12 protein-coding genes are annotated in these 13,891 nt (G+C 38.7%); all 12 read left to right on the top strand.

The features are described from left to right. Positions 1 to 118 precede the first annotated feature (118 nt). A complete protein-coding gene (dprA, locus tag PaeCFBP13512_RS09330; protein ID WP_137222692.1) occupies positions 119 to 1,258 on the top strand; it encodes a DNA-processing protein DprA in 1,140 nt (379 codons plus the stop codon). Between the two features lie 41 nt (positions 1,259 to 1,299). Beyond that, a complete protein-coding gene (gene topA, locus PaeCFBP13512_RS09335; RefSeq protein WP_069327393.1) occupies positions 1,300 to 3,408 on the top strand; it encodes a type I DNA topoisomerase in 2,109 nt (702 codons plus the stop codon). A 176-nt stretch (positions 3,409 to 3,584) separates the two neighbouring features. After that, positions 3,585 to 4,916: an FADH(2)-oxidizing methylenetetrahydrofolate--tRNA-(uracil(54)-C(5))-methyltransferase TrmFO gene (gene trmFO, locus PaeCFBP13512_RS09340; protein WP_069327392.1), complete on the top strand. Its 1,332-nt coding sequence runs from the start codon at positions 3,585 to 3,587 to the stop codon at positions 4,914 to 4,916. A gap of 35 nt (positions 4,917 to 4,951) precedes the next feature. Next, entirely contained in the window at positions 4,952 to 5,494 is a 543-nt protein-coding gene (gene hslV / locus PaeCFBP13512_RS09345; RefSeq protein ID WP_069327391.1) for an ATP-dependent protease subunit HslV, read from the top strand. A 129-nt stretch (positions 5,495 to 5,623) separates the two neighbouring features. Then, positions 5,624 to 7,024: an ATP-dependent protease ATPase subunit HslU gene (hslU, locus tag PaeCFBP13512_RS09350; protein WP_069327390.1), complete on the top strand. Its 1,401-nt coding sequence runs from the start codon at positions 5,624 to 5,626 to the stop codon at positions 7,022 to 7,024. An 838-nt stretch (positions 7,025 to 7,862) separates the two neighbouring features. Further along, positions 7,863 to 8,273, top strand: a complete 411-nt coding sequence (gene flgB / locus PaeCFBP13512_RS09355; RefSeq protein ID WP_069327389.1) for a flagellar basal body rod protein FlgB — start codon at positions 7,863 to 7,865, stop codon at positions 8,271 to 8,273. A gap of 3 nt (positions 8,274 to 8,276) precedes the next feature. Next, a complete protein-coding gene (gene flgC / locus PaeCFBP13512_RS09360; RefSeq protein ID WP_137222694.1) occupies positions 8,277 to 8,729 on the top strand; it encodes a flagellar basal body rod protein FlgC in 453 nt (150 codons plus the stop codon). Positions 8,730 to 8,759: 30 nt separating this feature from the next. Beyond that, on the top strand, positions 8,760 to 9,068 hold the full coding sequence (gene fliE / locus PaeCFBP13512_RS09365) for a flagellar hook-basal body complex protein FliE (protein WP_137222696.1): 309 nt from the start codon (positions 8,760 to 8,762) through the stop codon (positions 9,066 to 9,068). Positions 9,069 to 9,111: 43 nt separating this feature from the next. Next, the gene (gene fliF / locus PaeCFBP13512_RS09370; protein ID WP_137222698.1) at positions 9,112 to 10,701 is read left to right on the top strand and encodes a flagellar basal-body MS-ring/collar protein FliF; all 1,590 of its coding nucleotides are present in this window, start codon (positions 9,112 to 9,114) and stop codon (positions 10,699 to 10,701) included. An 11-nt stretch (positions 10,702 to 10,712) separates the two neighbouring features. After that, positions 10,713 to 11,729, top strand: a complete 1,017-nt coding sequence (fliG, locus tag PaeCFBP13512_RS09375; RefSeq protein WP_137222700.1) for a flagellar motor switch protein FliG — start codon at positions 10,713 to 10,715, stop codon at positions 11,727 to 11,729. Further along, positions 11,722 to 12,579 (top strand): FliH/SctL family protein, encoded by an 858-nt coding sequence (locus PaeCFBP13512_RS09380; protein ID WP_137222702.1) that lies wholly within the window; start codon positions 11,722 to 11,724, stop codon positions 12,577 to 12,579. The genes fliG and PaeCFBP13512_RS09380 overlap by 8 nt, the downstream gene beginning before the upstream one ends. Continuing rightward, positions 12,566 to 13,885: a flagellar protein export ATPase FliI gene (gene fliI, locus PaeCFBP13512_RS09385; RefSeq protein ID WP_069327383.1), complete on the top strand. Its 1,320-nt coding sequence runs from the start codon at positions 12,566 to 12,568 to the stop codon at positions 13,883 to 13,885. The genes PaeCFBP13512_RS09380 and fliI overlap by 14 nt, the downstream gene beginning before the upstream one ends. The last annotated feature ends 6 nt before the right edge of the window (positions 13,886 to 13,891 follow it).

Below are 13,891 nucleotides of genomic sequence, written 5' to 3' on the forward strand. Positions count from 1 at the left end.
GACTTAGAATAATGGAAGAAAATACCTAAAAATGAAGTAAACGCTTGCAAAATAGTTAGGTTTACGATTAAATGGAGAAGGAAGATTTGTTCCTGCTCCTGAAAAGGAGATCATTACAATGGATGATAAATTGATATGGCTTGGACTATGTGAAGCTTCTGGTATAGGTTGGAAAAGAATGAAGGATATATTGCAGAATCATGTAGATCTGCGCGAACTGCCGGAATGGGATGCCGGAAGCTGGCGTGGATTAGGCATGCCTGAGAAAGTAGCTCAATCTTTACCTGAACAGCTACAACCAGAGTATCTCCAAACCAAAATAAAGAAGTATGAGGAGCAAGGAATTCATATTATCACGATGCTTGATGAGGAGTATCCTACTTTAATGAAGGAAACTTTTCAACCGCCATGGATCTTATATGCTAAAGGACGGGTAGAACTGCTATCTAGCTTCTGTATCGGTATGGTAGGGACAAGGGTTCCGACCGCTTATGGACGCAAAGTTGGTGAGTTACTTGCTGGTGAAATGGCAGAGCGTGGTGTTACGATAGTCAGTGGAATGGCGAGAGGTATTGATAGTGTATGTCACGAAGCAGCGCTTCGAGCGAATGGACAGACTATTGCTGTTCTAGGCACAGCGATTGATACTATTTATCCTGCGGAAAATCGCTCATTGTATCATCGAATTGCTGATCAAGGACTTGTATTATCTGAGTATCCGATAGGTACCAAATCCTCACCCGGGCTATTTCCACAACGTAATCGTATTATATCAGGGCTCTCTTACGGGTCTGTGGTTGTTGAAGCTGATGCTAGAAGTGGTTCTTTGATTACCGCTGATTTTGCCATGGAACAGAATCGTGATGTTTTTGCTGTACCGGGGCCAATCACTTCTCCCAAAAGTCAGGGGACGCTTTCTCTACTGAAGCAAGGAGCCATTCTGGTTACCTCTACAGAAGATATAATGAAGGAATATGATTCAAGTTTAATCAAACGGTGTGATAATCCGTACGAAATGAAAGAAAAATCCAGTCAAATCAGTGCTTCAAAACCTCCAATTTCAGACTTTTCTGCAAAATTCGATTTGACAACAGACGAAAAAACGATATACCTTATATTGGAGCAGGGTGATGCAACGATTGATGAATTACATATTCAATCGAAGTTTGATTTTGGACTTTTGCATACCGTTCTGTTATCTTTAATCATAAAAAAACAGATCAGTCAACGCTCTGGTGCGCTATATACCTTAATATAAATAATATAAAAGATAGAAATGATGAAAGGGGGACGAACCTAATGGCAGCAGATACACTGGTTATTGTAGAATCACCGGCAAAAGCAAAAACAATCGGTAAGTACCTGGGTAGTAAATATATTGTTAAAGCATCTATGGGTCATGTTCGCGATTTGCCTAAAAGCCAAATAGGTGTTGATGTAGAACATAATTTTGATCCTAGATATATTACGATTCGAGGCAAAGGTTCTATCCTCAAAGAATTAAAAGATGCCCGTAAAAAAGTGAAAAAAGTCTATCTCGCAGCCGATCCGGATCGCGAAGGTGAAGCAATAGCATGGCATTTGGCTCATGCGCTTGACGTTGGCGAAACCGAAATGTGTCGTGTTGTATTTAATGAAATCACCAAACAAGCAGTAAAAGACGCTTTCAAAACACCGCGTCAAATTAATATGGATCTTGTAAACGCTCAACAAGCACGTCGTATACTGGATCGATTAGTAGGGTACAAAATCAGTCCATTATTATGGAAAAAAGTAAAAAAAGGTTTGTCCGCAGGTCGTGTTCAATCTGTAGCTGTTAAAATTATTATTGATCGTGAAAATGAAATCTCTGATTTCGTAGCTGAAGAGTACTGGAGTATTACAGCGAAATTAACGATTAATGATACAACGTTTGAAGCGAAGTTCAACCGCTTAAATGGCGAGAAAAAGGAACTTCATAATGAAGCAGAAGTGAAAGAAATTCTAGCGGCGATTGGAGATTCTTCTTTTGAAGTATCCAATGTCAAAGAACGTGAACGTTTGCGTCATCCATCTGCACCATTTACAACATCTTCTTTACAGCAGGAAGCTGCTCGTAAATTAAACTTCCGTGCAGCCAAAACGATGTCAGTAGCTCAACAATTATACGAAGGTATCGATCTAGGTAAAGAAGGAACCGTTGGTTTGATTACCTATATGCGTACCGATTCAACCCGTGTAGCTGCATCAGCACAAGAAGAAGTGAAAGAATTTATTTTAGAAAAATACGGTAAAGAGTTCGTTCCTGATGAACCACGCCAGTATTCTAAAAAAGCAGCAAATTCACAAGATGCGCATGAAGCGATTCGTCCAACTTCTGCAATCCGTGAACCGGATACATTGAAGCCATTAATGAGTCGTGATCAATTCCGCTTATACAAATTGATCTGGGAACGTTTTGCAGCCAGTCAAATGTCTTCAGCTGTTTTGGATACATTATCTGTTGATATCACAGCAGGTCCTACAACCTTCCGTGCAGTAGGTTCCAAAGTGCGTTTTCAAGGGTTTATGAAATTGTATGTGGAAGGTAATGATGATGGTAAAGAAGAAGGCGACAAATTCTTACCACCACTTGCTCAAGGCGATCAACTTCAAAAAGAAGAGATCGAACCCAAACAGCATTTCACTCAACCGCCTCCGCGTTATACAGAAGCACGTTTAGTTAAAACGTTGGAAGAGTTAGGTATAGGGCGACCAAGTACGTATGCACCAACACTTGAAACGATTCAAAAGCGTGGTTATGTAGCGATTGAAGAAAAGAAATTTATGCCTACAGAACTGGGTGAATTGGTTATTCAGTTGATGGAAGAATTTTTCCCTGAAATATTGAATGCTGAGTTTACTGCGAATATGGAACAGAATTTGGACCATGTTGAAGAAGGTGAAGAGAACTGGGTTCATGTTTTGAGCGAGTTTTACGAGTCTTTTGAAAAGCGCTTAGAATTTGCAGAAGAAGAAATGAAAGAAATCGAAATTGAAGACGAAGTGTCTGATGAAATTTGTGATAAATGTGGATTGCCACTTGTATATAAATTAGGACGTTTCGGTAAATTCTTAGCTTGCTCAGGCTTCCCAGATTGTCGTAACACGAAGCCTATTATCAAAGACATCGGCGTAACCTGTCCAACGTGTAAAGAAGGACATGTCGTTGAACGTCGCAGTAAAAAAGGCAGAGTCTTTTATGGTTGCGATCGTTACCCTGATTGTGATTTTGTATCATGGGATCGTCCATCGCCTAAACCTTGTCCAGTCTGCGAATCGATGATGGTCGAAAAACGCAACAAACAAGGTGTGAAGTTGCAATGTACTCATTGTGATCATACGGAGATGGTTGAAGAACAAGAAGATGAGGCATTAGAGGTGGATTGACGTTTAGTTGCTAAGAAGTAGGATTTTGAGACTTTTTCACGTATAATACGTATCATTAAATAAAGTGTGGATCACTGTATCCACTTTACCTATAACTTGTATCTTATTTATTCATTTAAATAGGGTACAAGTTATAACTATTTAGATTAAGTGCATTATGCAGGAGGTTTTTTATTGTGTCAGATATTCAAAAAGTAACGGTTATTGGGGCAGGACTTGCAGGTAGTGAAGCGGCTTGGCAAATCGCAAGTCAAGGTGTGCCTGTCACTTTATATGAAATGCGTCCTGTTGTAAAAACACCAGCGCATCATACAAATCAATTTGCAGAATTGGTATGTAGTAATTCATTACGTTCGAATACATTAGCAAATGCAGTAGGGGTAATGAAAGAAGAAATGCGTATGCTGAACTCTTTGGTACTTGGAGCAGCGGATCGTCATGCTGTTCCAGCAGGAGGAGCTCTTGCTGTAGACCGTGATGGGTTCTCCGGCGAAATTACATCTACTCTGCATAACCATCCGTTGGTGACTGTAGTCAATGAAGAATTACAACAAATTCCTACAGACGGTATTGTAGTTATTGCTACAGGTCCTCTAACTTCACCTGCATTGTCACAGCAAATTCAAGCTTTATTAGGTGAAGAATATTTCTATTTCTATGATGCTGCGGCACCTATCGTTGAAAAAGATTCTATTGATATGAATAAAGTCTACTTAGCTTCACGTTATGATAAAGGTGAAGCCGCTTACCTGAACTGTCCGATGAATGAAGAAGAGTTTAATGCGTTTTATGAAGCACTGATCGAAGCAGAAACTGCTCAATTAAAAGATTTTGAAAAAGAAATCTATTTTGAAGGTTGTATGCCTATTGAAGTGATGATGAAACGTGGTAGACAAACCGCTTTATTTGGACCGATGAAACCTGTAGGTTTAATTAATCCTCATACAGGTGAATTACCTTATGCAGTTGTTCAATTGCGTCAAGATAATGCAGCAGGTACGTTATATAATCTAGTTGGATTCCAGACGCATTTGAAATGGGGCGAGCAGCGTCGTGTATTTTCAATGATTCCTGGTCTTGAAAATGCGGAATACGTTCGTTTTGGAGTAATGCACCGTAATACATTTATCAATTCGCCTAGACTGTTAGAAGATACGTATCAGCTTAAAAATGATCATCGTATTTTCTTTGCTGGACAAATGACAGGTGTAGAAGGATATGTAGAATCTGCGGCATCTGGATTGATAGCAGGTATGAACGCAGCACGTCTAGCTAAAGGGCAAGAATTGCTTCATTTACCTTTGGAGAGTACACTAGGAAGTATGGCTCACTATATTACACATGCTGATCCAGATCATTTCCAACCGATGAATGCGAACTTTGGTCTGCTACCTAAACCAGAAAAACGTATTCGTAATAAAAAAGAGAAAAACGAAATGCTGGCGCATCAAGCTTTAGAAAGTATTAAAACATTTTTTGAGCTAGAGCCATCAGAAGTTACACAATAATTAACGTTTGACTATGTAAAGGAGGGGAAGTATAAATGGATCTCTCATTTCACGCTACAACGATATGTGCTGTTCGTCACAATGGTAAAGCAGCTATCGCGGGTGACGGTCAAGTTACATTCGGACAAAATGTTATTATGAAGCAACATGCCAAAAAAATACGTCGCCTCTATCGCGGACAAGTACTCGCTGGATTTGCAGGTTCTGTAGCTGATGCGATTACGTTGTTTGAAAAGTTTGAAGAAAAGCTTGAAGAACATCATGGTAATTTGCAACGTGCTGCTGTAGAGCTAGCGAAAGAATGGCGTTCTGATCGTGTACTTCGCAAACTAGAAGCTTTATTGATCGTTATGGATCAAAGTGGAATTTTATTGATTTCAGGTGGCGGAGAAATCATTGAACCTGACGATGATGTGATTGCTATCGGTTCTGGAGGCAATTTTGCATTGTCTGCGGCTCGTGCACTTAAACGTCATAGTAAAGATATGGAAGCTAAAGATATCGTAGAAGCCTCTTTGCATATCGCTGCGGAGATTTGTGTATATACGAATGATAATATTATTGTAGAAGAATTGTAAGAGGGACCGGTGCTACTGCGTACTTTAGTAACAGGTGCGACGAAGCACCGGTTTTTATATAATCGTATCTTTGTTTAATAATGATCATTAATATCAGTTCACTACTTTTATCGATATGGAGGTAAGATCATGACAACCACTGCTTTGACCCCTAGAGAAATAGTTACCGAATTGGATAAGTATATTGTTGGACAAAAAAACGCTAAAAAATCAGTTGCGGTCGCACTTCGTAATCGTTATCGTCGTAGCCTATTACCGGAAAATATGCAGGATGAGATCGTACCTAAAAATATTTTAATGATCGGTCCAACAGGTGTAGGTAAAACAGAAATTGCTCGTCGCTTAGCGAAGTTGGTTCATGCTCCGTTTATTAAAGTAGAAGCAACCAAGTTTACTGAAGTAGGTTATGTAGGAAGAGATGTTGAATCTATGGTACGCGACCTAGTAGAAACAGCTATTCGTATGGTGAAATTAGAACGTACTGAAAAAGTAAAAGATCAAGCAGAAGAAATGGCGAATGAACGTATCGTCGAAATCCTAGTACCTTCTGGTTTTAAAAATAAATCACAACGTAATCCGCTTGAAATGCTATTTGGTAATCAAAGTCAGCCTGAAGAACCTCAGACGAATTTTGAACAAGAGGGTTCGATTCAAGATAAAAGACGTAGAGTGCGTTTTGATCTGTTGGCAGGCAAGTTAGAAAACGATGTGATTGAAGTTGAAGTTGAAGATTCTATGCCTTCTTTAATGGATATGTTTGCAGGTCAAGGCAATGATCAAATGGGCATGAATATGCAAGAAATGTTAGGTAGCTTTTTACCTAAAAAAACAAAAAAACGTAAACTCCCGATTAAAGATGCTCGTAAAATATTAACGCAACAAGAAGCGAATAAATTGATGGACATGGACGATGTGAATCAAGAGTCGCTACGTCGTGCAGAACAGACTGGTATTATTTTTATCGATGAGATTGATAAAGTAACCAGTTCTGGACGTGGTACAGGACCTGACGTTTCGAGAGAAGGGGTACAACGCGATATCCTTCCAATCGTTGAAGGTTCTACCATTATGACCAAATATGGTCCGGTCAAAACCGATTATATTTTATTTATCGCAGCTGGAGCTTTCCATACGTCCAAGCCTTCAGATTTGATTCCTGAATTACAAGGACGCTTCCCGATTCGGGTAGAATTGGATAGTTTAACTTTAGAAGACTTTGTAAATATTTTAACAGAGCCTGAAAATGCGTTAACAAAACAATACATTTATCTTTTACGTTCAGAAAATATAGAATTAGAATTTTCTGCTGAAGCGATCCGTGAGATTGCTTCGATCGCCGCAGCTGTTAATCAGAATACTGAAAATATTGGTGCACGTCGATTGCATACGATTTTGGAAAAACTGCTTGAAGATTTATCTTTTGAAGCACCTGAATTGACGTTAGAAAAAATGATTATTACCCCTCAATATGTTCAAGAGAAATTAAGAGAAATTGCTCAAAACAGAGATTTGAGTCAGTATATTCTGTAAATTTCTATGGCTATAGTACTTGTACTAGTCGCTAAAGACTAAAATTGAATAGGAAATCATCTTTTTAGGAAAAAGGTGGGGTACTGTTTCTCAAAGTTCCCCGCCTTTTTCCTATATTTTCATACTCGCGAAAGTTGTATGATGAGTACAGAAAGAAAAACACAGTACAAGAACAGTTGAGATGATCCGATATAGTAAAGAACACGTATATATTATACTAGCCAATTTACAATGAATACGTTATGATTGATTCATTTTCGCAAACATGCAAATTCTTTTTCCCCAGCATGCACTATTCTCTAAAAAGCACATTTAGTCAAAAATAAAATGGATAAATGAAATAAAATTCACAAAACCTTAAAAAATTATTTTTCAGTAAGTAATATGCACTAGGCTATATGTCGCTAAATCGTGCTAAAAGTTGTTCAATTAACTAATCTTCTTAATTTTTATCAGGACGCTATAGATGATAAAAGACCTAAAATATTTAAAATTAAATAAAACCTTTAAAAGTTAAGTTAGTTAATTTCGTGCATAATCGACAAAAATTACATGGTTTAATTCATCTTAAATGGTATTTTCTTCATGTAATTTGGAAGAATTTTTTTAAAACAAGACAAAAAGACTCAGTTTTTGTCAAAAGATAGGGCTTTATTCTCATTGTGTTATGTCCAATTCTCTAGGAAACTTATGGTATAAGATTTTAGGAAGAATGACGCACAAAACAACTTTAACTACGAACATGATTTGCAATGATTTTGTCGAAAAAAAAGGAATTATGATAAAAATATGGAATTTACTTTCCAGATCAGCATGGATATTGAAAGGAGTGATGTCAATGAACCTTTTAAATGATGTTGGATTTAAAAGATTAGAAGGAGCAATGGGAGCAGCTACACTCAGACAGCAAGTTATTTCAAATAACATTGCCAATGCAGATACTCCTTATTTTAAAAGATCAGATGTATCTTTTGAAAATATGCTTAAAAGCCAAATGGATGATTCTCAGATGCCATTTAGTGGTAAAGTTGAAGATAAAAGACATTTTCAATTAGGTAATACAAATTCTATTCCTCAAGCAATGGTCACTAGCAACGAAAGCACAGTCATGAATAACAACTTAAACAATGTGGACATGGATGTAGAAATGAGCAATCTTGCTGAAAACCAACTTCGTTACAATGCTTATATTGAACAAATTAATCATCAGATTAAAATGATGCGAACCGCTATTCAGGGAGGAAGCTAATCCATGAGAATTAGTAGCAGTTTTGATATTAGCGCTTCTGCTTTAACCGCACAACGACTTCGGATGGATGTCGTCTCCTCTAATATTGCGAATGCAGAGACAACAAGAGCTCAAGTCGTCAATGGTGAAGCTGTTCCTTACCGTCGTAAAGAAGTTGTGTTGTCAACAAACAAACCTTCTTTCTCAGATACACTTGATTCCGCAATGAATGGAAGCCGCAACGGAATTAACGGTGTTAAAGCTTCAGCGATTCAAGAAGATCCAGAACCTTTCAAACTTGTATATAATCCGACTCATCCAGACGCAGACAAAGACGGCTATGTGAAAATGCCAAACGTCGATAATTTAAAAGAAATGGTGGACATGATATCAGCTTCGCGTTCATATGAAGCTAACGTAACTGCACTCAATGCTTCTAAAGCAATGATTACCAAAGCACTACAAATTGGTAAATAAACGATCAAAGATAGAAAGGCGGGGTAAATAATGATAGAGAACACAATGTTCAATGCTGCATCCCCTTTAAAGATGACGACGGGAATGACAACGCAAGCCAAAGCAACACCTGGTGAAGCGATGGAACAATTTGGTTCTTACTTAGAAGATGCTATGAATCAAGTTGGACAACAGGAGAAAACAGTTCACCAGATGAACGACAAATTCATTTTAGGACAAGTGGATGTTGATCAAGTCATGGTCGCTGCCGAGAAATCGCTACTGAGTCTACAAATGGTTTCTCAAGTTCGTAACAAAGCGCTTGAAGCGTATCAAGAAATCATGCGTACGCAATTGTAATCAATTATATGTTTCATAGCATAGTTTCGAGTGGGGTGACAGTGTGAATGAGAGAGTTGCCCAGTATAGAGATAAACTTGTCCAATACTGGAAGAATTTTAATAAAAACCAAAAAATATTACTAATCTCAACGCTGGCGTTTATTATTCTAGCTATTGTTGTACTAACAATTCAGTTTTCTAAAGTGCAATATGAAGTAGCATTTCAGAATTTAGATTCTACAGACTCGGCTGCGATTATGGAATACTTGGAAGGACAAGGTATTCCTTACCAGTTAAATCAAGATGGTACGAGTATTTCCGTAGCGAGTGAAAGTGCTGCTAAAGCAAAAGTAGCTGTAGGATCGCAAGGGTTGATGCAGAACGGAACGATCGGATTTAGCGAATTTAACGCTAGTTCTTCTGCTATTGGTATGACAGATAATGAGTTTAACGTAAAATATAATAACGCTTTGAATGGTGAAGTATCACAATTGCTTAAACAAATGAACGGAGTAAGCAATGCAAAAGTATTAGTGAATTTGCCACAAGAGAGCCTTTTTGCTAGCACAGAAGATGAAGACACAGGGACAGCTTCCGTAGTGATGCAGTTCAAGCCAGGTTTTCGTGTGACGCAAGAAGCTATCGACGGGTACTATAACTTAGTAAGTACAGCTGTTCCTCACTTACCGATTGTGAATATTACTATCACAAATGGTACAGACGGTAGCGAATTAGTATCCACTGTTAAAGGTGGCGGTCCTTCTGGACTTGCAGGTGCAGTGCAAGAAAACATGGCTTTACAGAAAAAGTATGAAGCTGATATTGAAAATAATGTAAGACAGTTTTTGGGAAGATTGCTAGGACCTGAACGGGTAAATGTACTGGTTGCTTCGAACTTGAATTTTGATCAAAAAAATTCAAAAGAAGATCGTGTAGAGCCTGTCGATGTTGAAAATATGAAAGGCATCGAGATCAGTGCTCAACAGATCCAAGAAAGCAGTACCGGTTCTTCGACTCCTGATAGCGGTGTTGCTGGCACAGGAGGTACAGATACTCCAACTTATCCAGGTGGCTCATCATCAGGTAGTAATGAATCAGAAAAATCTCAAAGTACAATCAATTATGATGTCAACAAAATTCATAATGAAATTGTATCCAGTCCTTATTTTGTAAAAGATCTAACAATCAACGTTGCTATTGATCCTTTACCTGGACAACCAGCAGACCAAGCAACTTTGGATAATGTCAAAGGTATGCTGGAAAGTATCGTTAGAACTTCGTTGTCAGAAAACGGAGTGACCTATGCAGCAAATGATGCTGCTTTAACATCTAAAGTAAATGTGTTCTCACAAGCATTCGTTACAGATACAACAGATGAAGGATTTTTCGCTAACAATATGACTTGGATTATTGCAGCACTTGCGGCACTTGTAATCGCAGCAGTAGTGTTCGTAATCTACCGTCGTCGTAAGCAACAACAAACAGGAAACTATGAAGAAGATATGCTGTTACCGGTAGTAACTGAGCTTCCTTCGATTAGTTTGGATAACTTGACGAATGATAGTCAAGTACGTAAACAACTTGAATCACTTGCCAAAAAGAAACCAGATGAATTTGTTAACTTATTACGTACATGGCTTGCTGATGAATAAGAGGTGAATCGATGGCAAAGGGAAGTACTCAGGCGCTTAACGGAAGACAGAAAGCAGCCATATTATTAATCTCACTCGGACCGGAAGTATCGGCTCAAATATTTAAACATCTACGTGATGAAGAAATAGAACAATTAACACTCGAAATTGCTAACGTACGCAAAGTAGAAAGTAGTGAAAAAGACTCGGTAGTTTCCGAATTTCACCAAATTTGCTTAGCACAAGAATATATTTCTCAAGGCGGTATCAATTACGCCAAAGAAATTCTTGAAAAAGCGTTAGGTGAAAATAAAGCGCTTGAAGTGATTAACAGACTAACAGCTACTTTACAAGTAAGACCATTTGATTTTGCTCGTAAAGCAGATCCTAGTCAGATTTTGAACTTTATCCAAAATGAAAATCCACAAACGATTGCTCTAGTATTGTCTTATCTGCAATTCGAACAAGCAGCAGCTATTCTTTCTTCGTTACCTCAAGAAAAGCAAGCTGAAGTTGCAAGAAGAGTTGCGATGATGGACAGTACATCACCAGAAGTTATTTCACAAATTGAACGTGTACTAGAACAGAAACTATCAGCAACAGTTACACAAGATTATACAAATGCTGGTGGTATCGAATCGATTGTTCAAATCTTGAATGGTGTTGACCGAGGAACAGAAAGAACGATCCTGGATTCACTAGAAATTCAAGATCCTGAACTTGCTGAAGAAATCAAAAAACGGATGTTTGTTTTCGAAGATATTGTCAATATCGACGATCGTTCGATTCAGCGGATTGTACGGGATGTGGAAAACGCCGATCTTCAATTGGCGCTCAAAGTGGCAAGCGAAGATGTACGCGAATCCGTATTCAAAAATATGTCCAAACGTATGGCGGAGACATTCAAAGAAGAAATGGAATTCATGGGTCCTGTACGTTTGAAAGATGTAGAAGAAGCTCAGACTCGTATTGTAGGTATTATCAGAAGACTTGAAGAGTCTGGTGAAATTATCATAGCGCGCGGTGGAGGAGATGATATCATTGTCTAATTTGATTAAATCATCCCAGTACACTCCGGTGGAAGTGCTTAAAAAGCTCGACTTTAGCCGTGATTATTACAAACAATCAGATCTAAATCATCAAGAATCCTATATTGTTCCTCATTCACATGCTTATGATCAACCGCATGTGGATGAGCATACGGTTCGCTTGAAAGAAGAAATGTTAACAGATGCCAAAGAATTTGCAGAACGTCAAGTACGCGAAGCGGCTGAAGAAGCAGAACGTATTCTCCAAAATGCACAAGAAATGATTGCAGCTTGGTGGGAAGAGCGTCGTCAGCAAGATGAGCACTTGATTGAAGCGATTAAAGTACAAGCTTTTCAAGAAGGTTTTGAAGAAGGAAGAGAACGTGTCGAAGCTGAAATGCAAATTCATATGACTGAAGTGATGCAAGAAGCACAGACAGTTCTTGGTCAAGCTTATGAAGCCAAAGAGCAAATCATTCAAGAAGCAGAACCTTTCTTAGTAAACTTGAGTTGTGGTATAGCTGAAAAAGTGATTAATAAAAAGCTTGAAGAACAAGAAGATTATGTGATTGATTTGATTAAAAGAACACTCGCTCGCAAGCGAGAGCAAGGTGTCATTACATTGTGTATTAGTCCAAGTCAATTCGATTTTGTACATGCTGCTAGAGAAGAGTTAACACTGTCAATCGACTCTCAAGCAGAACTTCAAATCTTACCGGATTCGACGGTAACCGATCGCGGCTGTGTCATTCGATCAGCATTTGGTAGTGTGGATGCTCGTATTGATACTCAACTAAGCGAAATTAAAAAAGAATTGGTTCGCTTAGCGCTTCATGATGAAGAGCGGGGGAATGGAAATGCAGGATCTTAATTCTTCACGATATTTAGAATATTTAAAGCAACTTGATCCGGTTCGTATCAACGGTAAAGTGACTCAGGTGATAGGATTAATGGTTGAGTCTGAAGGGCCGGACGCAAGCATTGGAGATGTATGTTATATCTATCCAACAAAAGGTATTGCTCCATTACGAGCTGAAGTAGTTGGTTTCCGGGATAACAAAGTTCTGTTAATGCCACTCGGTGAATTACAATCGATTGGTCCAGGATGCGATGTTGTCGGTACAGGGAAGCCGCTTACTGTTCAAGTAGGTTCAGAATTACTAGGTAAAGTGCTAGATGGATTAGGACAACCTTTAGATGGTTCATTGATTCCAGCAAGAATGACCCATTATTCTACTTTTAACACACCACCTAATCCACTTTCAAGACCCAGAGTTCAAGATCCTATCAGTATAGGAGTAAGAGCGATTGACGGACTGCTAACCATAGGTAAAGGTCAGCGTGTAGGTATCTTCGCTGGTTCTGGTGTTGGTAAAAGTACGTTAATGGGAATGATTGCTCGTAATACAGAAGCAGATGTGAATGTAATTGCACTTATTGGAGAACGTGGACGTGAAGTACGCGATTTTATCGAACGCGATCTAGGTCCAGAAGGGTTACAACGTTCTGTCGTTATCGTGGCTACATCTGATCAACCTGCACTCATTCGTATCAAAGGTGCTTTGATTGCTACAACGATAGCTGAATATTTCAGAGATCGCGGAATGAACGTGATGTTTATGATGGATTCAGTCACTCGTTATGCTATGGCTCAACGTGAGGTAGGATTGGCTGTCGGCGAACCACCTGCAATGAGAGGATATACACCATCTGTATTTGCTGGCTTACCTAAGTTGTTAGAAAGAGCAGGTACAGGACCTACAGGCTCTATCACTGCCTTCTATACCGTACTGGTAGATGGTGATGATATGAATGAACCGATTGCCGATGCTGTCAGAGGGATCTTGGATGGTCATATCGTGCTGAATCGCTCTATTGCTAACAAAGGACAGTTTCCAGCGATTGATGTATTAGCCAGTATCAGCCGGGTAATGAAAGACATTGTAGAAGAAGAGCAGACAGATGCAGCAGATAATATCAAGCGACTGATGTCTGTATTTAAAGAATCAGAAGATTTAATTAATATCGGTGCTTATCAAAAAGGATCCAGTCCTGATATTGATGAAGCGATTGAGCGTATACAAGATATCTGGAGATTCACCAAACAAAAAGTACATGAAAAAACGACACTTTCTGGAGCACAAGAACAGATGATTGCCGAATTTGCGAGGAGCTGATAATTT

The organism is Paenibacillus sp. CFBP13512 (genome assembly GCF_005233705.1).
In the GTDB taxonomy this organism is placed as follows: domain Bacteria; phylum Bacillota; class Bacilli; order Paenibacillales; family Paenibacillaceae; genus Saccharibacillus; species Saccharibacillus nuruki.